Annotated in this window: 11 protein-coding genes; 5 read left to right on the forward strand and 6 right to left on the reverse strand. The window is 39.9% G+C overall.

Going from position 1 to position 24,302, the window contains the following annotated elements; translation table 11 throughout:
* Positions 1-79: 79 nt before the first annotated feature.
* The gene (locus QQL36_RS35200) at positions 80-1,717 is read left to right on the forward strand and encodes a hypothetical protein (protein WP_321568442.1); all 1,638 of its coding nucleotides are present in this window, start codon (positions 80-82) and stop codon (positions 1,715-1,717) included.
* Positions 1,718-1,778: 61 nt separating this feature from the next.
* Here QQL36_RS35200 and QQL36_RS35205 read toward each other — a convergent pair whose 3' ends face one another.
* From QQL36_RS35205 to QQL36_RS35220, 4 genes are all read right to left on the reverse strand, one after another.
* On the reverse strand, positions 1,779-2,549 hold the full coding sequence (locus tag QQL36_RS35205) for a hypothetical protein (protein WP_321568443.1): 771 nt from the start codon (positions 2,547-2,549) through the stop codon (positions 1,779-1,781).
* Positions 2,542-3,471 carry a hypothetical protein gene (locus QQL36_RS35210; RefSeq protein WP_321568444.1) on the reverse strand — a complete coding sequence of 310 codons (930 nt, stop codon included), beginning with the start codon at positions 3,469-3,471 and terminating at the stop codon, positions 2,542-2,544. The genes QQL36_RS35205 and QQL36_RS35210 overlap by 8 nt, the downstream gene beginning before the upstream one ends.
* The gene (locus QQL36_RS35215; protein ID WP_321568445.1) at positions 3,471-3,812 is read right to left on the reverse strand and encodes a hypothetical protein; all 342 of its coding nucleotides are present in this window, start codon (positions 3,810-3,812) and stop codon (positions 3,471-3,473) included. Before QQL36_RS35215 ends, QQL36_RS35210 begins: the two co-directional genes overlap by 1 nt.
* Before the next feature lie 94 nt (positions 3,813-3,906).
* Complete coding sequence (locus QQL36_RS35220) at positions 3,907-8,193, reverse strand: caspase family protein (RefSeq protein ID WP_321568446.1); 4,287 nt, start codon at positions 8,191-8,193, stop codon at positions 3,907-3,909.
* A 1,067-nt stretch (positions 8,194-9,260) separates the two neighbouring features.
* On the opposite strand from QQL36_RS35220, the gene QQL36_RS35225 reads away from it, so the two are divergent.
* The 4 genes from QQL36_RS35225 to QQL36_RS35240 all read left to right on the forward strand — a co-directional run bounded on the left by QQL36_RS35225 (position 9,261) and on the right by QQL36_RS35240 (position 21,676).
* Complete coding sequence (locus tag QQL36_RS35225; RefSeq protein ID WP_321568447.1) at positions 9,261-11,159, forward strand: hypothetical protein; 1,899 nt, start codon at positions 9,261-9,263, stop codon at positions 11,157-11,159.
* Positions 11,160-12,094: 935 nt separating this feature from the next.
* Positions 12,095-16,708 carry a DUF5977 domain-containing protein gene (locus QQL36_RS35230; protein WP_321568448.1) on the forward strand — a complete coding sequence of 1,538 codons (4,614 nt, stop codon included), beginning with the start codon at positions 12,095-12,097 and terminating at the stop codon, positions 16,706-16,708.
* Positions 16,709-16,735: 27 nt separating this feature from the next.
* Positions 16,736-21,172: a DUF6443 domain-containing protein gene (locus QQL36_RS35235; protein ID WP_321568449.1), complete on the forward strand. Its 4,437-nt coding sequence runs from the start codon at positions 16,736-16,738 to the stop codon at positions 21,170-21,172.
* A gap of 21 nt (positions 21,173-21,193) precedes the next feature.
* Positions 21,194-21,676, forward strand: coding sequence for a hypothetical protein (locus QQL36_RS35240; protein WP_321568450.1), 483 nt, complete (start codon positions 21,194-21,196; stop codon positions 21,674-21,676).
* A 95-nt stretch (positions 21,677-21,771) separates the two neighbouring features.
* Here the strand turns inward: QQL36_RS35240 and QQL36_RS35900 are convergent, their stop codons facing one another.
* Positions 21,772-21,972 carry a transposase domain-containing protein gene (locus QQL36_RS35900; RefSeq protein WP_415751047.1) on the reverse strand — a complete coding sequence of 67 codons (201 nt, stop codon included), beginning with the start codon at positions 21,970-21,972 and terminating at the stop codon, positions 21,772-21,774.
* A gap of 117 nt (positions 21,973-22,089) precedes the next feature.
* On the reverse strand, positions 22,090-23,790 hold the full coding sequence (gene ltrA, locus QQL36_RS35245) for a group II intron reverse transcriptase/maturase (RefSeq protein WP_321568451.1): 1,701 nt from the start codon (positions 23,788-23,790) through the stop codon (positions 22,090-22,092).
* Between the last annotated feature and the right edge of the window lie 512 nt (positions 23,791-24,302).

The following is a 24,302-nucleotide window of genomic DNA, read 5'->3' on the forward strand; positions in this document are numbered from 1 at the left end:
GCAACAGAAAGGACGTGTGTGGAATCTACTGATTTAACCCAAATAATATCAATCAACATACAAAAATTATTCTGTTACTATGGTCATATATATTTCAGCTGAAGAAATTTTCATTACTTACGAACAGCGTTCTGCCACGAAATATCATACGCAAATAACGAACCATATCATTCAAAAGTTTAATCTTAAGGAAATTGGCGATCCTTCAAATCTTGGGGCCATCTTAGAAGAATGTTACGATTGGTGCGCACAAGAATTTACCAAGGTTATATCGGTGATTGACGATAAACTATTTGTAAACTACTTGTTTGCATTCCATGAATCTTCAATAAAACTTTGGACCCGTTTGTTAAGTGGGGAGAATATTTACCAAACGATTGCCATAAAGGAAGATGACTTAGCAATAAACAGGAGGATATTAAAACTTGCATTGGAACAGACTTGTGACGTAACCTATACTCGTATTTCCCAAACAACTGCAGCCATACTCCGTCAATATGATGAAATAATAGAAGACCTATTGTTTCTTGGATCAGAACTAATCGGTTTTGCTCAATACCTAGCCGAAATGCGAATGATCCGTGGAACGCTGCTACTGGACATTGATACAGATGGATATTTGAAATTGGTAAGACCTCCGGCAATTGAGGCGATATTCTCAAAATTGATAGAGGTTATGAACGAGGACTTCAAGTATGGCATATTTGACGAAAAGGGAGTTGATGAGATGAAAGACGCGTTAAAAAATTGTTTGGGTATAGATTATGACTTTGCTGGCCATCAAATAGTTCACATAAAAAAGCACCACAGTCCTCAAGGCTGGGAATTTCAAACAATAGAACCTGGCATCCTTATTCAAAACCAAGTGAGCCAGGGAACCAGCCGGGAGAACGCTACGAACTTTTATAATGGTCTTACTTTCAACCGTCAGAATAAGTTGCCTATCAAAGAATCCGTATATAAAGTTAATTCCATGGAAAGACATCTATTTCGTCCAATTCTTGTAGTTAACGAAAATGGAAACGACCGCCATCTCATTGGTGTGCAAAAATGGGCAGAAAGCATTACTGTTCTTGCGACTAATGGTTTTCAATGGAACAAGGCCGCCAGCGAATGGAAAAATAATCCCTGTTTTGTAAAGTACTTGGATAAAAAAAGTGAGGAACATGATAGTCTTTTGGAAGATGAAGTTGTAAAAATATTAGAACATCTACATCTACCCTATGATAGAAATATACTTTCTTTTTCGGACGGAAGGAAGTATTCTGTTAAGGTTGACGTACAAGGTATCGGTGAGATGGATTTTGTCTGGGTTGATCCGAAGAGAAATGTAATCGTAGTCGCTGATTGTAAATATAATCGTGCCAGATATGATATGCTTTCCTTTTCAGCCGATTACTCCAATTTCAAGCAAACTTATGAACTCAAAATTGCCAATAAAGTCAGTTGGGTTCAGGTAAATAGGGAACTTGTTTGTAATCATCTCACCCACAAATATCCTGGTCTTTCCATTAAACCGGCAGCTTTCAGGGTGGAAGGGATGTTCATAATCAATACACCTACATTTTATATGGTTAATGGAGCTGTTAAAACTGTTTGCTTTTTCCGTCTTGCGGATTTTATAAATAATAATTATATGCCTCCTCGTCTTGCAGTCTCCGAAAGGTCATCAAGAGGCTGGCGCATAAAAGTAATCGACTATCCATATTTTAAGTAGCCTACTTTATGAAATAGTGTTTGCAATTGCTGTCAATTGCAACAGCATTTGCCAAAAAAATTTAACGAAATGAATTCTTTTCCTTTTTCTCCGGCACCGTGATTTGTACATTCACTATGGTTGTATCCTTCTTTTTGCCTAACTGCTTAAGCTCTCCGTTAATGCTTCTTAAGTCCTTAATGACTACTGGGCCCTCGATGCTAACAGAATTTTTTTCAGGTTTGTAAAAAACCATTGCAATAGCGAAACACGCAATCAATAGACCAGTAAGCACGTTTGCATATTTGAACGCAACGTATGCATGCAAAAGATTAGTTCCCTTTTTATTGTTATTATGGACATTTCTTGTCTTACCAGACAAATAATCTCTTATCTCCTCTGCGAGAAACTCAGCCTCACTTTTATCTTTAAAATCAATTACGTTTTGGGCACTTGGACGAACATACTGGAAATCACTAAGTCTGTAGTTTTTGAGGGCGTTGTGTATACTTAACACATAAAATAGCGCAGAGAATATCAGCAGGATAATCAGTAATACTTTATATGTGACATGGAACGATGCTGTCTTATCCATGATAAATGGGATAAAAAGACTGAGCAGCGCAAATATAATCCCTACCTGGGAAATAAGCTGTGAGCCCTTTGTATCAATCGAATCAAGTCGATTTTGTTCCTCTTCCTCCAAGCCTTTTAAGAAATCTCTGTGTGTTTTTAGTTTTTCTACCTGATCATTTTGGTTTTGATATGTGCCAGAAGGCAAATCCGCACCAGCGTCCGGGTGCTTATACCCCAGTCCAAGCGACTGGAAAAAATCTTTTAACTTCTCACTCATTGCTAGACTTATTTATCAATTCTTTGATAATTGCATCGCTGATTTGCAGGCCAGTTTCATTTTCAATCCATGCCCACTGTCCATTGGGGTTAATCTCCAAGAACGTATAGGATCCATCAGGTGACAATATCAGATCGATAGCACCGAACAAAAGCCCTAAATTGCTCACCAAGGAGATGCATTTTGAGGCGATTTCCGCTGGGAGTGAAAATGTTTCAAATTTAAGTGCCTTACGCCGCCAGTCGACCTTACTCTCTTCGTTCTGTTGTGAATCGACGGATGCTGCAAAAACATCCTTGCCTACAACAGTGACCCTTAGCTCAACATGTTTACTGATCTCTTCCTGAAAGATACAAGGGGTTAGATCAAACTTGGAGATATTTTCAAGATGTTGTTTCTCAACACGATTGGTATAGATGAACATCGGCTCCTTTGTACTGCTACTTCGGGTGGCAGAAATTGGTTTAACAATCATTTCCCCCACTTGGTTGGAAAATGAGATCAACTTTTTATGATCCGTTGTCACTAATGTTTTAGGAATCTTAAACCCAACTTCCATTGCAGTCCTCAGCTGAAACAGCTTATTTTCTGCCCGATAAACATGCCATGGGCTGCTTAACCATTTCGCCTCAATGACTGTGAAAATATTTTTTAGCAGGCTATCGTACTCCGCCTGTAGATAAGTAACCTCGTCCTCAACCAACCCTTGTATGAACGGTATCTTTGTTCTTCGAAACCATACTGAGGTAAAGTTCTTCACACCAAAAATTTCTGATTGAAAATTTCCATCATATAACAGGCTAACTCCCGAGGTCATAACATCCTCACAGTTGAACCTTTTGTAGGGAATACTTCTTTGGTTTAAGATATTGATGAGGTAATCTGCCGTATAGTCTTGCTTGTGGGTAATAATCAGGATCATTAAAAATCGTTGTCTGGTTGTTCCTGGATCACTCTCGTTTGGGTGGATGTGGCCATCAACATATGAAGGTTGTGGCGATCCTTGTCACTCTCCGTAACCTCATTACTCACCAAGGTCACTAACTCTGTGCCCATCATCGCCTGAAAACTGGTTGGATCGGAATCAGATGACTCACTTAATACTTTTGTACCAGTAACGGTTCCCATCTTTAAAATATCAATGGCGGGCTTACCCGTTGATAGATCAATGTTCAAATTGAGATTACTATCGTATGAAATTTTTGAATAGTCCACGTCCGCTGATTCAGCTGTTTCCCTGAATTGAAAGATAAATGGCTTCATAAAGCGTCAAATTGATATTAATATCAAATATATGGAAAACTTAATCGTATTCACAATGATTCTAAACCCGCAAACCTGTCAAAAATGTGTTGAGTTAAGGCTTGGCTGTATTATTCTTGAGGGCACTAATCACTGTGCTAAATTCGTTAGCTCCCCTATGCGCATTTAGACACTCCTGCTCAATCGTCTCAATTCTGTATTGCAAAGTGGTAAGTCTGGGAAATGACTCCATGTGATCAACTTGGAACTGACGTAACTCCTGACATACGGCCTTTCCATTGGCAATAGATTGCTTTGCTATGTTGGTCAGCCCACTAATGACCGTATTTTCCAAATCATTGAAAACATCACCTTTATTGACCGGCTCCTGTGCCAGCTTTAATAGCGTCAATAATTGCGGTAAGAAATCAATTTTCGTTAATTTGGTAAAATCCGCGTAATGGACATCATAATATCTACCCGCGGTCAAATCCTCAACCAATAAATTTAAGCCTATTCCCAGATCTTGTTCGATTAGGATATTTACGAGCCGCTGTCTCTCATGTTCATGCAAATTACCTTGGGCCAATAGCGCTTGTGCCCTCTCCTGTACAAAGTCTAGATATTGCTCTGCCTTTGAAATCACCCTTAGCACCCCTATCTTTAAGGTTATTGATTTCGTTTGATCGACAAACCATTTAAGCGATTGATAATTATTGGTAACCTTAATCCAAAAATGGATCAGCTCATCTTGTTGATGCCGATCTCCCTGTTCTGCGAGTTTGCTCATAATTAGATCATAGGCCGCTATGATTTGCTTTCTTAACGCATATGCAGCATTATTGATCCAGACAGAAAAACGACTATCGTCCTCAAGATTGGTTAATACCCTTGCTTGCAGCTCATCTTTTCCAATATACTGTTCGAGGATCTCCAATTGGCTCTCCGCGTTAATCTGGTTATTTGCGGGTAAGGCGAACTGGCTTGACATATCTAGTAATCTAGGTTGGTCAACTTCCAAAATACCCTTTCGCGTCAACGACCAAAACAGTCTGTCATGTCCTGGGAATTGGCCCATTGCCTTTCTAATGTATTCCAACTGGGTATCGTTGAGCATCTGAGGCGTTAAATCGGCAACTTGATCTAACCGCTCCAATTGAAAGAAAAGCAATTTTTTTTCGTTCGATAGCCAATTTAACACCAGATCAAGGGAAAGGTCACGCTTCAGTTCCTTTCTGATATGGTAAAGTAGATTAAACGCAAATTCATGAACGTAGTCCTGGCTTGACTTAAAGGACGTGTTACTTAGTTCTCCAATCTTTCTTAGATCAAGCACATTTTTGCCCGCTATTTGAAAAACACCTTTCACTTCCCCCTTGATAAGTTCTGGATCGGTTAATAATATCCTACCATAGTCTTTCCGCTCTGCTCGAATTCTTTCCCAATCAATTTCTGCTGGCATATCACCCCTAAAGTCATGCCTTTTGATTGATGTCGTTTCAAATGAGCTTAAATATTCCGGGCTATTTCTTCGTTGATCATATAGCATTCGATGAAAGTACCTCGTTCGATCAACACTAATCTCTGATGCGACAAACGATTCTGCAATCTGCTGGCATCCATTTGGCGACAGCAGCGGATAGCTCAATTGTTCCAAGTCATAAGGATCCAGATCACCCTTAATCCAAATATCCATTAATACAGAGACATCGTTGCCTGTTGAGATAAATACATTTGCACAGTCTCGCCGCAGGTCGTAGTGATATCCCTTATAGATTCCGATGTACAGGTCGATAAGAGTTGGCAAAAGGTTTTGGTCAGTATTTAGGGCATTTTTGAAATTATCCAATATTTTCACGAAGCCCTCTCTGTGATGATAGGATAGCACGCCGACCAGCTCTGCATCGTCCTTGAGTAGATTGCCTATTAAATCTCCTATGCCAGCTGAAGAGGTAATTGTCAGTAGAGCATCGAAAAGTCCGCTTTCCTCATCACCCAAGTTGGTACAATCACGACCTGTACTTGATATACCCCCAGATAACATTTGGAGCCCATTCAATAAGTAGGACACCTGTGCTTCCGCATCTTCAATGTCCTTAATGAGGTTATAAATCATAGCGCGGTTGTAGGCATTATCATTTGATTTATAGGTGGTCAAGACCTTATCATAAAATTCCCTAGCGGCCATTTTTTTACGAATCATCAGCTTAACCACCCCTAACCGATCGGAGGGGTCTAAACGCATATCGAAAACAAGTCTAGCCAAATAGAGTTTAAATTCCTCCCATTGTTCTTCCTTGCCGCTTAAGTCAACATAGTTCAGGATATAGACCAGATTCATCAATCCAATTCGAGTAGTTTGTCTATTCCTGAGCTGGTCGATGATAAAAGATATAGTTGAGTCGTTATTGGCAAGGTGGCCTAAATCAATTACGGTATAGCGGTTCGACATCATCCAAAGGTCTTTTTCCACGTAACTGTTATAAAGCTGTTGGAATAATGTAGCCCGTAAATCTTCGTTTAGCCTTTCCTGCTCGAACTTTAAAATGCTGACGGGGTCATTTTCTTTTAGCCAGCCCACTAACTCACTTCGCAATTCCTCATTGCACATACTGAATAGAAAAGTTAGGATGTTAACCCATAAGGGGTTTATACCCCTCCCGACTAAGCGTTCCTCGCTCACTAGCTTGATTAGTGCCTCAAAACTCAACTCCGATAAGTGCTTAGCGCATAGGAATTCTTGAAGGTTCTTATGTGTAAAAGACCATTTACCGGTATCGTTGTCCCTTACCAAAATAGATTGTTGGTCCAAGATGGGCAATTCATAGCCCAGTTCCTCAAGCTCTTGTTGCGTAATGAAAACTCCTCCGCTATATGAGAGTGCAAATGCAACTCCCTTTACAAGGCGCTCTATCGGTGTTCCTACTAACACCCCACCTTCTACTAACGTCTGTTCATTCAACAGCCAGCGTGCAACATTCAGGTTATGGTGTTTTTTGTAGTTTGCGATCAACTGAAATAGACTATAGGGTTTTCCGATCAAGTCTGTAAAATGATTGATCTGAACTTGCTGAAAGAACTCATCTGCATTAATTCCCTCAGCCCCCAAAAGGGCGATGATTCCCTCGTATTCAAGATTATCTACTTCAAGGGTCAGAAACCCAGGTAGTAGGTCAATGCTTTCCCTTTCAACATCCCTGAGATAGATATTTTTCCGACAGCTAACAATAATCTTTGCCATAGGGTAGCGCTTGGTCAAATCAAGGATCGTGATTACCGTTGCTTCAAAATTCTCTGGCGAAACCTCATCTAGGCTATCTAGGAAAAATATACTTCTTTGCTCTCCATCTATACCTATCCTATGTTCAATTTGAGCCATAAGCAAACCTGGTGAGAGGCTTGCCAAACTTTGGAAAGTTGGTACTAGATAAGAATGATAGTCCTCCATGTACCTGGCAGTCTCGATCAGCTCTCTACTCTTTCCACTTCCCGCCTCTCCAATAACAACGATGTGATTATGCGATTCGATTGCCTCATTGAGTGAGTACCCCTGAAAACCAATGCCCTGAGAGGTAAATTCACCGACAACGGTCCTACGGGCTAGTGTTCTTGCTATGTATCCACTTTGGACTAGGTGGGTAGGAATAGCCAAGGGGCCTGAAGCTCTTGGGGCACTGTTTCGGTCAAGCTCAAATAAAAACTCTCCATGTTCATTCCCAAAGGAATCAATCTCTGTTGCCAGGGGTGTTTGATAGCTTCTGCTTGGCGTAATTTTTTTGATTTGGCCAATTACCTGGTAAATCGATACAGCGGGTTTTGTGTTGGCTTCAAGGTATGAGCAAAGAGTCTTGCTAAAGGGGCTGTTAAATCCGGGAGCGCCGTCTCCTACAGGTTCTAAGCGTCCGGCGGAGATAGCGATACGTGAGGAAAGCTTTTTGGGGTTTCCCATGTTGGGCCGAAGCGGAAAATGCTCATCAGTCAGTGATCCGGAGAAACAACTATCGGATATAACGATAATGTGCTTTGCCCATTGGTTCATTCTGACATAGTTCAATATCGCCTCATGGGATATCGTATCAGATAGTTTCCCCGTACTGTCATAGGGTACCCAGTGTCCCTTTCCCCTGGGCTGCTCAATTCCGTGCCCGGCAAAGTAAATGAGCAGTGTTGCGTCCTCATCATCATGCCATTCCCAACTTTCCTCAAGCGCCCGGTGGATATTTGCATAGGTGGCATCCTCATCGAGCAATGGACTTCTCAATTGCTTAAATCCATATCTCTTCTCCAAGACTTGCGTCAGCCTTTTAATATCAGCCTTCGAGTTTTTTAAATCCCCTATCTTATTTTCCGGAAGGTATTGATCAATCCCGATCCCCAAAAAATATCTGCTCCCAGTCTTCATGATCGTGTTATCATTAATTTAGTTCGGCTTAAAATATAGCCGCTCTAAATTTAGTGTTTAAGACGGATTTTGCAAATGGGGCTTTCATTGTGGGAGAACATTTTTTGCAGGTTACAAAATCTTCGTCCTTTTCGACATTAAGTGGAGATTTCGCTGAAATTGACCACTCCGTTTCGGTTTAAAGCAGAATGCTGGTAAACTTTGGTCGGAATAAGCATTCAGCTGGTTCTAGCCGCCGATCCTTTACAGCATTTGTATTATATGTATTTCCAAAGAGATTGTCCACTCGATCTTTATTTTACTAGATTTCTGATAGGGTGTATGTTCATTTTGTTAAATGAACTCACCATTGTTTTCCCCCCCCGCCCGCCCGGAGGAAAAGGAATTCTGGGGGAAGGATGGCTCCGCGGCAGCAGCCTCCTTTCCCCAGAATTAGTAAGCGTATGCCCAGGAAATTTTTCCTGATTACCTTGCAGCTAAGTATATTACTGCTATTATTTTTACTACTAATTTAAATCTCACTCATGGATAGCTGCCGCCGATAATATAAATAAGTACTCCTTTGATCGGAATTTTGTTCTTGGTTATTTGCGGGGAATGCAACCCATGTGAGTTATTAAAATTTTCATTTCCATCAATCATTAGCTGTAATAGATCCACTGAGCTATATGTATTTATAAATCCTTGGATTGATAATTAATTTCACTAATAAAAATAACAATCTTAGATAAATCTTCCAAAAATCGGTTCGAAAGTTGTCTCCTCGTAGCCCGCTAAGTTTTGAAGCTTTTAGATGGATCATCTGAAGGCTGTTTTGCGTTTAGAATATTGGAGATCAGATTTTGCCAGGCATGGCTTAAATGATTTTGACTATAACAGGTCTAGGGGCGAATGCCTTTTCTCCGCTAAATAAACGGAGACGTTTGGCAAAAGATTGAGAGCCTTCGGATGTGAAATCTGGAGGTTTTTTGTATTTGGTAAGGTCACATCTTTAGATTGCATAAAAAATGCTTGCATGAATACAATTCACTATGCGTATCTTTAAATAAACCATATTTATAGTTATCATGGAATCAGTAACAAAAGCCAAGCCCCTAACCTCAGTTATTCGAACAATCCTTAAATGGCTTGCTTGGCCATTCATTCGACTTTGGAAATTGCTCCAGCGGGGTTATTGGATGGCAGAGTACCGACTCAAACATCAAATTCGTATCAAGGAATTTGTTGTCATTGATTTCCGGGTAGTTATCATTATAGGATTTGCCATCACTGCCGCCTATTTTCTTTGGTATCAGAAACCGCTGTACCTCACGATTCCATCATTGGCTACGGAGCTTTACATCGTTGAAAACACCCTACGCACCGTAAGCATCTTTGTCGGTATTGTATTTTCTTTTATTGTCTTGTCTTTTAATGTTTTTTATAAATATTTTGGCAGGTTAACTTTTCTCAGGTTTTTCACCAGTAGACAGATAAAATATATCTTCACTTTATTCATCTGCGATATGGTGTTGCTACTGTATACCAGCGGGTACTTGAAAGAGGGTTCAGCTAGAAATAGCTATGGAGACAGCCTGTTCATCATTTCACTTTTGGTGTCGGTCGTGCTGGTATTATCGATCATTCCCACGTTGATATTATTGCTCCGTTCTTCGCAAAACCGCAATAACATTAAGGAGCTGATCAGGGATTTCAATGTGGACTGGTCTTTGAGTTATCACATGAATGTATTGTGGGAGCATGGGGATAAAAACAGCCACTACCAGCGGGACCCTATTACTTTACTCATTGAGATTGGCACAGCTGCGATCAAAGATTTTGATAGAACGAGTTTATGGGCGATTAAGGATGGCTGTTTGGCGCATTTAAATAGAATACATGAGGATTATAAAAAGGAGAAAAAATTTCATCCGAATGCATTTTACGAAAAATTAGATGATCTCCTGCGGCCGCTTTTCAATGTAGCGATTAAAGAGCGTAACGAGACGGCCGCTTTAATGATCGTCAATATGTACTATGAAGTAGAGAATTTTTATGTCAAAAATTTTGCAGACTTTAATATTTACCAGAGCACCGAACATCATTATGATGGCATCCGGTTTATAGTCGTTATGTCGCAATTCCTAGCGAAATCATTACAGTTTAATGAAGATACCGTGAGCGAACGTGTCATCAACGTATTGAGGGAATGGTGGGATGACATCGTTATCAAGGTGTATTTGCCAGCAATTCAATATGACTACCCTAAAGATGAACGCTTTCCGACGGATAAAACTTCATTCTTTCTCAGCTCGACTTATTATCAGTTAGCGATCACTTTTGACCTGGTGTTCACTTATAAGAAAATGTCTCTTTATAAAGAGATATCAAAATTTTATTCAGTCACCAACCTTTCAATATTGTCTTCGGAAAATACCCGGAACACCAAGGTTTATCTTCTGCAAATAAACGGCAATAACGCGCAGACACAATTCGAGAAATTTTTGCCGAAACTGGATTTGGATATTGCCTCAGAAATCTATCCATTTGGCTCACTTGCCATTGACCAGGAAATGGATTATATCAGAAGTCTGGTTCCCTTCCACTATGAAATGCGGGGGGTTGACTTCTTATTTCGGAACAATAAATTGAACGCTTATATCATCAACGATATAAAAGCAATCGCATATCATGCGATGCATAAATTTAATGAGCATACGGTCTATAAAAATGCATTAAAAGCGATCATTGAGAAATTTGACTATTTACGTTCTTTGATAAGCCAGTCGGCGACAGACTATCAAAAAGAAATTTATATCTTATTAGAACGCTACCTCAGTTATATTCAAGAATGGCTGCCAGAATATAAAGTAAGAGACAAGGAAATAGTACAGCTAATCGCAGATACACTTAAGAAATTTTCCTTTAAAGGACAATTTACCGAGGAGTTGGAAGGAAAAGGATATTTGGTCAGAGATGTACGATAAGCTGGTATAGGAGTTTTAATTGACGAAGAAGGTAAATATCCGAATATGATTTGAAATAGCTCTGATTTAATCTGACAGTTAGGGTTAACTTTAAGTTACCACACTTTCATTAACTCTTTAAACTGCTAGAAATGAATACAGCCTTAAAGTTCATTAAAAACAAGATAGGCCTGTTAAAACTAGCCGAGAAATTAGCAAATGCCTGAAAAATATAGTTTGCTCTTGGAACCCTGGCCATAAAAAACCTCATCTCTGGAATGACGGATAAGATAGTCAATAATGAGTTTAGTACTGCATCTCACTAATATATTCATGAATTTTAGATAAATTCTCTATAAATCGGTTCGAACTTCGTCCCCGATAGCCCGCAAAACTACAAGACCCGCTCTATGAGCGGGTCTTGTAGTTTTATCCAATTTTCTCTTTTTGCCCAAAAGAATTAGAATTCAAACTGGTAAAGGATTCTGTTGGTTCGAAATCACTAAACTTCATTTGGTTTAGTGAAAATAAGAGGTGAAAGAGCTTCTAAACACCTTCGTCTATTATTGATAATCCTCTGAGTGAATTACTTTTTCAAGGCCATACAACTACAATGCTATGTATGCTCCCGTAGATTCGACTTGGAAATTTAGAGATTGACAAATGATTTGAAATATTATATCGGCCCAACTGCACTATAAGTTACGAGATTTAATTTCTAATAGGTACTGTAAGACCGTCAATCATTCAATTATACAACCTACATGTTATAACATTTATCCCCAACTATAAATACTTTTACTATCAAACCCAACCTATAACCCGGGTTTCCCTGTATCTTTTCCTGCTATATTGTCATGAGCATCAAAATGATATACCCTTATTCGCAAACCGTTGGTTCTCTGATGATATTATTTACCATCCCAGACCCATTCCCTATACCATTAGTATTTATAATGAAAAAAATTGTATTCTCCTTATTCCTATCTGTCATTGCTATGAACTTCGTCACGGCACAGGTCAATCCTGTCGTTCCTCTTCCCGCGGATCAGGCAGAATTATTTAAATATACCAGTACTCCTGTCAGCATGTATACTGGTGTTCCACAAATCTCTTATCCGATCTACGAGATTAATACAGGGAAGATTAGAGTTCCCATTACACTCAGTTACCATGCGTCAGGTATAAAAGTCGGACAAAAAGCAACCTGGGTAGGCCTCGGATGGACTTGCATGCCCGGCGGAAACATTTCCAGATCCATCCGTGGCTTAGAGGATGAAACCACAGCTAAAGGCTGGTTTAACCATTACATCAATATTGACACGGTTGAACTGATCAATGATTATTACCTGATGCGTTCCTGGGGAGAAAGCGGCGGCCTTGATTTACAACCAGATTTCTTCAACCTAAGTATACCTGGTAAATCCTGCCGGTTCTATTACTCCAGGCGAGATAAGAAATTTGTAACCGCCCCTTATCAGCCTGTCATCATCACCAGAACAAGCGACAATAATTATCAGGTTACTGACGATGACGGTACGCGCTATAAATTTGAACAAAAGCTCTATTCGTTTTCCGATGACCAAGGCGTAAAACGACATATTGTTGGCTGGAACCTGACAAGTATCATTTCCAACGACTCAAAAGATACTGTGACATTCACCTATGTGGCAGATACTAATTCTGCGGACAGGGGACTAGATGAAACACATTCTTATAGCAAGTTGTATCATTATAATCAAAAACAGGATGAACAAGGCGGCTATGTGCCCGATGATGCAATAAAATCCTATTCCTACTCCTATAGCAATACGCCCAAAATATCAGAAATCACTTTCCGTCAGGGAAAAGTCAGGTTCTACGCGGGTACAGTCCGTTTAGATTACGGTGGTAATGCGCTGGACAGCATTGTGGTATATAGCAATGATAATGGTAGCTATCAACGTATTAAAAAAGCAACCATGGCATATGACTACTTCTATGATGGGAACAGCTATCCAACATTTGGTGATTACAGGTTAAAACTTCTTTCTTTTTCAAAGGAGGATATGGAAGGACAACAACCAGAACGTTATAGTTTTGAATATGACAATACTACACTACCAAATACCGCCTCCAATGGTGTAGACTGGTGGGGTTTCTATAACGGGAATGCTAATCAGTTTACGTTGTTACCACAGGCACTTCCGGAAAAAGAATTTCTTCAAAATTTTGGGAATCTTGGTATTGCAAACAGGGAACCTTCTGCAACCGCAATTCTTGCAGGAACACTCAACAAGGTTATTTATCCTACTGGAGGTTATACAAAGTATAATTTTGGCATTTCCAGGTATTACGATGTCTCCACATATACCAGCTTACAGAACCTGGTAGATGTCACGTTTACAGGATTATCTGCATCCAGGCAATCAATTCATGATACAAGTATTATCTTTCAGGTAAAGCCTCCCTTCAATAAGAGTCTCACAAACTCAATTGTTATCAATCTTACTTACTCCACACACTCACCGAATTCAAAGACGAATGCTCAATTAGTGGAATTATATGACCTGGACATCAGCACCACCAGCCAATTGCCATTGTCTTTAGATGCAAAAGGAAATGGCACATCGCCTGAAATAATTACCGCTTCATACAATTGCGATTCCAGTCATACCTACAAATTGCGCCTTTATATTGATGATTATAGCACTACTAGTATAAAAGCGACCATAAGTATGTCCATCCTTAACCAGGTAGGAACAAGTTCAATGGGCGGGGGTATTAGAATCGAATCTATCGAATCATATAATTTAGACAATATCCTCCAGAAAAAAGAAGTATATAAATACGGACCATCACAAAATGAAGGAGGTGCCTTGTTGATACCAGCAGATGAGATCCGTAGCAAAAACTATACTGGCATTGAAACTTACAGAAATATGGTTCATGGCACTGCATCATGTATTTCTACATTAGGTTACCGGTATACCTTCTATGGCCAGTCATATTATCCGGCTGTTACATTCCAGGGAGCAAATGTTGTATACAACTATGTGTATAAATATGAGTATAACAACGACAAGCCCAATGGTTTGACAATGTATCAGTATGCACTGCCAACAGATTATACAACGATTGCAAATCCCAGTACCTTTGGAGGCAAGGAAAGAGTGGATAATTCATTGGCAGATGAGCTGCTGCTGGATGAAAAAGTATTCAGGTTTAATATCGCTGACAGTACTTTCAGTCTTATTAAATGGACCAATAACTCATATGGGGTTAATAATCTCTCAATTGATACGGCTATCCTCATTTATCCAAAACGGATATACCTGGACGACCTATGTGGAGACGAAACCGCCCAAAATAGCTTTGGATTTAGCTATATACCCTTAAAAAGCGGGGCTCGTAATATAGCCGCAACCACCGTTCGTGAATATGATGACAATGGAACCATGTTTGAAAATGTAGTCAACTACACCTATAATAATAAAAACTATCCCAGATCAATTACAAGGATCAATAGCAAGCGTGATACGATCGTTAACAAAATATATTATCCAGGAGAACATGCAGCTACTGACGGTAATGCATCCGTTCTCAATAGCATGGTATATAGAAATATGATTCGCCAACCTTACTGGCAGGGTAATTATACCAATAGCAATTTATTGAGCTATAAACACACCTTGTTCGGTAATAGCTGGGGAACCAACGATAGTCTGATCGCTCCAAAAATGGATAGTGCATGGCAGTTAGGAAACGACAACAGTTTACCAGCTACTACCATTGCTTATCAGAGCTATGGTCCCTATGGTAATATCCGTCAACTAAGAGATGACAAAGGCATCACCTCTGCTTACACCTGGACAGCTGATGGCACCTATCCTGTCTCTCAAACCGCGGGGGCACCTATCAATCAGGTATTATATGATGGCTTTGAAGATGCCGGTTCCTGGACAGGCATAACCAGAGACGCTACTGTTGCCCACACCGGTAAATACGCTGGTTTGATCAACGGTTCAGGCACCTATATAAATTCTACCTGGCTGAATGTGTCTCTGCCAAATACTACTTCCTTCCGTTTTTCTGGATGGGTGTATAGTAATGGAGCTGGTGCTACTATCAATCTCCTGACAAAAAATACGGCAACCAGCACCTCCTATACCAATGTAGCCAACATCACTACCTCCGAAACAGGTAAATGGGCATATGTTGAAAAAGAAATATCAATACCCTCTGGAATAGCTGGTATCGGTATCAGTCTTGCAAACAATGGTAGCGGTAAGGTTTGGTTTGATGATATCAAAGTACGCCCATCTGCTGCACAGATGAGCACTTATACTTATAATCCGCTCATTGGCATGAGTAGCAAGTCTGACGAAGGAAATCATACTTTGTACTACGAGTTTGATGGCATGAACCGACTGAGGCTGATTCGCAATAAGGACAGGAATATTCTGAAAATGTACTGTTACAATTACGCCGGTGAAATTGACCAATGTGATGGAGCTGTCTATTACAATAATTATCAAAGTAAAAACTTTAACAAAGCCTGCTCATGGGGTGGTAGTGCTGTTGTAACTTATGTCGTAGAAGCAGGTAGATATTCTTCCAGAGTAAGTGTAGCTGATGCTAATGCCAAAGCACTGGCTGACATTAATCAAAATGGACAGACCTATGCGAATGCAATGGGTGATTGTAGCTATTACCTGAGTGAGCAGATGGAAGATACCTTCTACAACCAGAATTGTTCAAGTTCAACGAAGCTACCCATTATATATAGACTACCAGCTGGTACAGACACGTCTACTATCAGTCAATCTGATGCAAATGCAAAAGCGGAGGCTAAGTTTACAGCCTTGGGTCAGGCCTACGCCAATCAGAATGGGCAATGTTTATACTATAATACCGCTCAAACCGGCACTTACAAAAAATCAAATTGTAGTGATTCAAAGGCAGAAGGTACTGCAGTCACCACAACGATACCAGCCAATACCTATTCCTCATTAGTCAGTTTGGATAGTGCCAATGCAACAGCATTAGCTGCATTAAAGGATAGTGGAACCGCCAGGGCAAATAGACTGGGATTATGCTATTACTACAACGATGCCCAACAGTACAGCAGGACCAAACAATGTGATACCCAATATGTTGGTACCGTTGTAACCTACACCGTACCCGCCAGACATGACTCCTCCACCATCAATAAAGACACTGCAAATACTATGGCGTTCAGATACGCTGTCGCCAATTCCCAGGCCTATGCAAATGCAAATGGGCAGTGTCTTAGTTGTGTATTGTTGTTCAGTAGCCCTGATCCTACAGCATTAGACAACTTCACTATTACGGTCACAAATTCAGCCAATGAAACAGTATATAATAAAACATTCAAGATTGTTACCGAAACAACACTGAATGCCTGCGCGAAAATCCCCTCAGGTGTACCATATACTGTTAAAATTGTGTCATTGAATGCCATGTCTGTTACTGTCAATGGTACGACTAAAACTGTTGCAGCTAACGGCACACAATATTGGTATCCAACAGCACTTCCTACTGTGAGCATAGTGTTGAAAAAACAGTAGTGCATGTTAATCTGGAAAAATCAACAAATGAAAAAGCCTAAATTATTACCTCTATTATATTACTGCCTGCTGGGAACAATTGTTCCCGGCATGGCACAGGTGCCATCAACAGCACCACGCACACTGGCCATACCCGTGGCAAAGCCTGGACCTTTGAAAACATTAAAAGCAAGTTCGGTGCGTGTTTGGACACCTGCTATGATTACAACCGATCCAAATGCAGTATTTGATACAAGCCGATCCACTGCTGATGTAAAACTGACCACTCAGTACCTGGATGGTTTAGGCCGCCCTTTCCAAACAGTCGTCAGAAGAATAAGTCCCAAAGGGAATGACATGGTGACGACTGTTGCATACGATTCCCTGGGTAGAGAACAATATAAATACCTGCCATATGTACAACAAAAAGACAGTGCGCACAATGGGAAAATAAAATCAGACCCATTTGCGGCACAGGCATCTTTCTACCAGGATGTTAATCTTAACCCAGGTATAGCAGATGAACATGTATACTATAGCCAGACTGAATACGAAAACTCTCCTTTAAACCGGGTACTCAAAACCTGGGCACCAGGCGATAGCTGGGCGAAAACTGGCGGGAATCATCCGATAGAAATGAAGTATTACTATAATAGTAATGATGATGCTGTTCGGATATGGAATATAGGTATTACCAGAAAAACATGCTCTGGGGATGTTAGCTATGGTGCAAGCAATACTATAATTCCTACCAGTTCAACAACCTATAACCCAGGTCAGCTCATAAAAAACGTCGTCATTGATGAAGCTGGTCATCAGTCAATAGAGTATAAGGATAAAAATGGGCAGTTAATATTGAAAAAAATGCAGCTGGCAGATTCTCCTGGTCCTGCACACGACGGATGGCTATGCACTTATTATGTATATGACGATATGAACAACCTACGGTTTGTCATCTCTCCTCTGGCTGTTCAAAAAATTTCATCGTCAAATTGGGTCATTTCTCAAACTATAGCAGATGAGCTGTGTTATCAATACCAATATGATGCACGTGGGCGATTGATTGATAAAAAAATCCCAGGTGCTGGCGCAGTTTATATGGCATATGATAGCAGGGATAGATTAGTATTCACACAAGATGCTGTGCAAAGACAAAAGTCCAGTCCTGAATGGTTCACTACTTTTTACGATGGGTTAAATCGGCCATACGAAACAGCAATCTACACTTCAACCGCTACGAGAGATGCTTTACAATGCAGTATAACTACTAACTTAGACGACACTGCTACAATAAATCTAAATTTATCATCCATACCTGCTGACTTAGTTGTAACTGCTTATAAAAGCACAGACAATCCATATAGGGCTACCAATTCAATTACATTTGATGCTGGATATTCTAGTCCCGATGCAGCTGAAATAGAAGCATATATTGTGAATGGAGGTGGAATTACTAACCTGGTAGCAACTAATCCAATTCCGAATATTTCAACGTCAGCACTTACACCACTTACTTATACTTTTTACGATAATTATAATTATAGCGGTGTCCAAACATTTGTAAGTGGCGACTTACCAAAACTTCAGGCAGGTAACAACCCATATAGTCAGCCGGCCACGTCACAGAGCGCAAGAATTAATACCCTCACTACTGGTAGCAAAGTTAGGGTGATTGGAACTGACAATTGGTTGACTACGACTACATATTACGATGACGAGGGCCGCACTATTCAAGCTATTGCTGATAACAATGTCGGGGGTAAAAACATACAAAGCTCCCTGTATGACTTTAATAACAAGTTACTAAGTACTAATATAACACATACCAATCCTTCGGGCAAAGCAACACCTCAAACTAATGTATTGACGATGCTGACGTACGATGATGCCGGGCATCTCATTAGTAACAAAACCAGATTAAATGACAATGCGAATACAGATCAAACAATATTCGCTACAGCTTATAATGAACTCGGATTTATCCAACAAAAAAGATTGGGGGTAACCGGCACTTCGACACAGCTCGATACCCTCACATACACCTATAATATCCGTGGCTGGTTACTTGGTATCAATAAAGCATTTGTCAATTCGTCAAACACAGGTAACTGGTTTGGAGAAGAACTTAATTATGATAATGGTTTTGACTTCATGCAATTTAACGGAAACATTGCTGGCACTAAATGGAAATCCCTTTCAAATGGTATTGCAAGAGCATATGGTTACAATTATGACGCCATCAACAGACTCACAAAAGCTACTTTCAATGAACAAAAAACTGCCGGTGCTGCATGGGCTGTTGACAAAGTGGACTTTACCGTTAATGGAATTTCTTATGATGAAAATGGTAATATCTCTGCATTAAAAGAACAAGGTCTGGTGGGCACTGCAAGCACGACCATAGATGATCTGACATACACGTACCAGGATAATAGTAATAAACTATTATCAGTGAAGGATCCAAGCAATACGGCTACTGCCAAATTAGGTGACTTTATAGATAAGAACCTGTCAGGAAATGATTATGATTATAATGGAAACGGCAATCTTATAAAAGACCTGAATAAGAATATTAGCGCCATTACCTATAATTATCTCAACCTCCCTGAACAAATCACTATACTGGAAAATAATCAAGCCAAAGGTACAATCACCTATCAGTATAGTGCCACTGGTGTCAAACTTTGTAAAACAGTCGTTGACAATTCTGTCTCCCCTGCCATTACAACCGTTTCCGACTATGACGGAATTTTCATGTATAAAAAAGATACCTTACAATACATCGCTCACGAAGAGGGTCGTATTCGTCCGGTATACGATTCCGGCAAAGCAGTAAAATATGCATACGATTACTTCGAAAAGGACCACCTGGGAAATACCCGTATTGTCTTAGGCGCTCAGACAGATACAAGTGTGTATGCAGCCACTATGGAAACTGCAAAAAGTGGGTATGAAAATGCTTTGTTTGCCAACATCGATAATACCCGTGAGGCTATACCCGCTGGTTATCCTGCAGATGCTACGACCAATCCCAATACATACGTAGCAAAACTCAATGCGGTGAGTGGACAGAAAGTAGGTCCATCTATTGTATTACGCGTGATGGCTGGAGACACTATTCAACTAGGAGTGAAGGCATTTTATAAGAGTACCGGTACTAATACATCCAGTGCTACAAGCGAGAATATTCTGTCTGCACTGGTTCAGGCACTCAGTGGATCTACTATTTCAGATGGTACCCATGGTGTAGTAGATGCCAGTTCAGCATTCAATGCTTCCATTACTCCGGCTAACTATGATCAGCTAAAAAGCAAAGACCCTGCTGAAAACCTCTCAAATAAACCAAAAGCCTATCTAAATTATGTCCTCTTCGATGACATGTTCAATATGGTAGATGAAAACAGTGGGGTAAAACAGGTACAAGGCAGCCCGGATGAATTGCAAACACTGGCTGTTGGAAAAACAGCGATAAAGAAAACAGGTTTTCTTTATATTTATACAAGCAATGAGAGTGCGGAGAATGTTTATTTTGATAATTTAATCATATCTCATAATAGTGGACCTTTGTTGGAAGAAACGCATTATTATCCTTTTGGTTTGACAATGGCGGGGATTAGTTCAGCGGCTATTAAGGGCGCAAAATATGCCGAGAACAGGATGAAATATAATGGGAAGGAATTGCAGAGTGGAGAGTTTAGTGATAAGTCTGGCCTTGAATGGTATGATTATGGCGCGAGGATGCAAGACCCGCAAATTGGTAGATGGATGGTTTTAGATCCTTTGTCAGAAAAAATGAGAAGATGGTCGCCCTATAATTATGCTTTTGATAATCCGATTAGGTTTATTGATCCGGATGGAATGCAGGCAAATGACATAAGGATTATTGGTGATGCAACATTCAGGCAAAAATCTTTTGAGGCTTTGCAAAAAGCAACAAATGACAAATTAGTGTTGCTTACTAATGGGCAAGTGGTTAAAGCTGGCAGCAAGGAAATATCTTTATCTAATACTGAGATTATCGGACAGCCATCTAAAATAAACTCTGTATCAACCATCAATATTACGGCAAGTAAAAGTACCAAAATTGTTTCTGACTTAATCTCGTCTAATAAAACTACTTGGATCTCAGAAACAATGGACGGCAATGCAACAAGCGCTGCGGATGATAATGCTGCAAGTTTAAAAGATGATGGTAGTAAAGGAACTGGTTCTGATGTATACATTTATTTCAATGCATACAATACTGAAGCATCTACCGATGTACATGGAGGTCATCAAAGGCCAACGTTCCTTGGACTAATACATGAAATGATTCATGCAACTCATATGGTAAATGGGCAAGTTGATAATAAATCATCAGGTAAACAAGATCCTGAAATCACCAACAAAGTCCATCTTTTAGATAATGATGAATTAAATACAAGAAAGGAGGAAAATATTATTCGAGCGGAACATAACTTACCAAATAGAATTTTACCGAAATAAAAATTCGCTACAAATAAAAAAATGAAGAATATAAAATTAATTGGATTACTATTTTTACTTTCATGCAACCAATCTCCAAAAGAATGCATCAATCCCTATACAATTGATCTATGGAATATTAATGGGTCACTCGCATATAATAGGTCTTACCATATACATGAGGATACATTAAGAATTTCTTTTAATGATAAGCTTGAAAATGGAAAAGATTCCGTTTTGTACGAAAAGGTTTTAGATAAAAATCAATTGAATGAATTTTGTAACTATATCTCTTCTTTTAATATTGACACTTTAAAATCGGAATATATTAACCATTCCATTACTGATGGAGATCAAAAAATTTTAGATATTACTATAGGGGTAAAAAGAAAATCTGTATATATATCCAACGTTTATATCACAAACATAGCAGACTTGATTAATCACATTAATGAATTAATAGATTCGTCAAAATTGAAAATAAAATATGCTAATTATAATTTCAAGCCACCTGAGGTGTATTGAATTATCCGGACAGAGTATTTGTATGCCTCCGGGCAGTTTAAACTTGAATACAATTTTTCATACTAGCTTTGCGTAGTCCTTCTATTCGCTGAAGATTATTGGCCTTTCCAGTTATATGGTAGCAAGGTTTTGATCCGATTGATAGGCATTTCATTAATATCTTGGCTTAGAACATCCTTCAGCCAATTATATGGATTGACATTGTTCAGTTTGCAGGTAACTAATAACGAGTAAAGTAATCCTGCTCTTTGTGCAGCATCATGAGAACCACAGAAGAGATAGTTTTTTCGGCCCACTTTAATCGGGTAGCTAAGAGCATTGCTGCTCTTTTGCCCCCTAAGAACCGGATATGATAGTTTCCCATCATCCGGCTCAAGCCTGTTTTAAGCCATCTTTTTTGTTGGTGGCCGGTTTCACATATGCAATGTTTTCGTTTGCCACTTTTCATAACACTTTTTGTGAATGACATTCATATTCTCTGATTTGTATTCTCCACCTTTAGAGGCTTTCCTTCTCAGACTTATACACCAGTTTTGATTAACCTTTAATTCTTCCAAACAGCAGGGGCATTTACCTTTTTGAAAGTTACCAATGTGCTTTTCGATGTTTAATCTTTGGCTGTTGTACTTCCATTTCTCAGATGTTCGCATTTCAAAATATTCATCGTACTTTATGTCAAAAGGGTGTGCTGATTTAAGGATCTTAACATGTCTACGAATAGATGTGTAAGACATCAAAAAGAGAGGTACTTCTTGTAGTATTCCATTCTTTTGTAAATCATTGCCGCTGAACCTGTGGTTTACCCCTTTAATACGTTTATAGTATTTCGATAGTATCCACTTTACGCTCTTATTTGAATGACGGCGTTTGGCCCATCGAAGACTCAAGTGCCAAATTTCATTGTCAATTCTGGAAAAGGTCTTTTTTGATACAACACCTCGATGGAAGTTGGCCCATCCTCTGATTTTGGGATTTAGTTTTTGGATGAGTTGGGCTTGTGTGGTGCTCCGCGCCAGATGGAATAATTCCCTGATATTTTCGAGAAAGGAATGAATATTCTTCTCCGAGGGTTTAATCAGGAGTTTGAGCTTTCCCCGAGAGGGGTATTTGCGCACGTTTTGTCCGAGGAAGTCAAAGCCTTCTGTTATATGGGTGACTTTGGTCTTTTCTTCTGATAGTTCCAGTCCCCTTTCTTTCAAAAAGGCTGTAATAGCCGGTTTGACCTCCTTTTCCAGTGTTTCTTTAGAATGTCCTGTTACGATGAAGTCGTCTGCATATCTGATGAAGGTGATGCCCTTGTGTTGCTTAAAGTTGTTTGCTAACATTTGCGCGATCCCGTCCAGTGTCATGTTACACATGACGGGCGAAACCATCCCACCCTGGGGAATACCATCTAGTGAAGGAAATAGCTTGCCGGTTTCGATAAATCCAGCTTTTAACCATTTGTTCATAATCACTTTGTCTAGGCAAATATTGTTGTCCATCCATTCGTGACTGATATGGTCGAAGCATCCCTTTATGTCACCCTCCAGTATCCATGTAGGAGACCCCCTTCTTGCCAATGTAATAAAAGATTGGGCTATAGCATCAGCGCAGCTTCTTTGGGGACGAAAGCCATAACTGTTCAGATCTGCGGTGACTTCGGATACTGGTATCAGAGCCAACGTGTATAGTGCTTGCTGGCACCTGTCAGTAATGGTAGGAATTCCTAACGGCCTGAGCTTTTTCATATTGCCGGCTTTTGGAATATAGATGCGTCTGAGCGGTGAAGGTTGGTATCCCCTACGCTTCATGTTCTTTGCTAATGTTAGCTTTTCTTCTGGTGTTTTGATAATGATGCCATCCACTCCTGGTGTTTTACTCCCTTTGTTTTGCATAACATTCCTTACTGCCAGCAATTTGGCAGAAAAGGAATGTGTAAGGAGCCATTGGAGGGTTTTAACCTTCCTGAACTTCTTTAACTGTGTAGCCTTCGCAATCCTCAACTGAAGCTTCTTGACGATTGTGCGGTGGTAACTCCATTTGATGGAATCCCAATTTTCCGCAGACCTGAGGACCGCATTCGCAGACTTTTTATTTACCAGTTTTGCCGGCTTTTTATTGGTTGCAATCATTTGCTTGCCTTCCTGATTTGAAGTTCTTCTGTTTTAATTACGATAAACAGACCTTAGGCACGTTAGCCGGTTTTCACCGTAGGATTATGTTTCAACCCTTATGGCAACCATTACAGCCACCCCTTCGCTTTTTGCCCATTCTTACTCCCACTTCCCAACAGTTCCCTTTACAGGAAACCTGCCCTATTCACAGGGCGGTACATGGGGTTCCCCTGTTGCCACTTTTGGACACGGATGGGTTAGCGTCGAACTTTTCACCGAACATGTTGGTTGTCCACGTAAACTGATTTACAAGCAGTTTAACCCATGTCGTTGCCTTTTGGCTGAAGCTTTTCAAACTCTTAAGCTTCTTGTAAATTACGATGATTCAAGTGTTCGTTCAATTACTTTACGCATACCACCCAACCTAGCCCTACACCGATTGAGTTTATCGGTTCTTTCAAGTTCCTCACGGACTTCAAAAGCCAGTCACAAGACTGCTCGGTACATTGTCCCGGGGGCTTCCTACCCCT

This window comes from Chitinophaga sp. LS1, assembly GCF_034274695.1.
In the GTDB taxonomy this organism is placed as follows: Bacteria; Bacteroidota; Bacteroidia; order Chitinophagales; family Chitinophagaceae; genus Chitinophaga.

Bases quoted from the DNA above. Each gene is read 5' to 3' on its own strand.
- QQL36_RS35200 (WP_321568442.1), top strand. From the start codon at position 80: ATGGTCATATATATTTCAGCTGAAGAAATTTTCATTACTTACGAACAG.
- QQL36_RS35205 (WP_321568443.1), bottom strand. From the start codon at position 2,549: ATGAGTGAGAAGTTAAAAGATTTTTTCCAGTCGCTTGGACTGGGGTAT.
- QQL36_RS35210 (WP_321568444.1), bottom strand. From the start codon at position 3,471: ATGATCCTGATTATTACCCACAAGCAAGACTATACGGCAGATTACCTC.
- QQL36_RS35215 (WP_321568445.1), bottom strand. From the start codon at position 3,812: ATGAAGCCATTTATCTTTCAATTCAGGGAAACAGCTGAATCAGCGGAC.
- QQL36_RS35220 (WP_321568446.1), bottom strand. From the start codon at position 8,193: ATGAAGACTGGGAGCAGATATTTTTTGGGGATCGGGATTGATCAATAC.
- QQL36_RS35225 (WP_321568447.1), top strand. From the start codon at position 9,261: ATGGAATCAGTAACAAAAGCCAAGCCCCTAACCTCAGTTATTCGAACA.
- QQL36_RS35230 (WP_321568448.1), top strand. From the start codon at position 12,095: ATGAAAAAAATTGTATTCTCCTTATTCCTATCTGTCATTGCTATGAAC.
- QQL36_RS35235 (WP_321568449.1), top strand. From the start codon at position 16,736: ATGAAAAAGCCTAAATTATTACCTCTATTATATTACTGCCTGCTGGGA.
- QQL36_RS35240 (WP_321568450.1), top strand. From the start codon at position 21,194: ATGAAGAATATAAAATTAATTGGATTACTATTTTTACTTTCATGCAAC.
- ltrA (WP_321568451.1), bottom strand. From the start codon at position 23,790: ATGATTGCAACCAATAAAAAGCCGGCAAAACTGGTAAATAAAAAGTCT.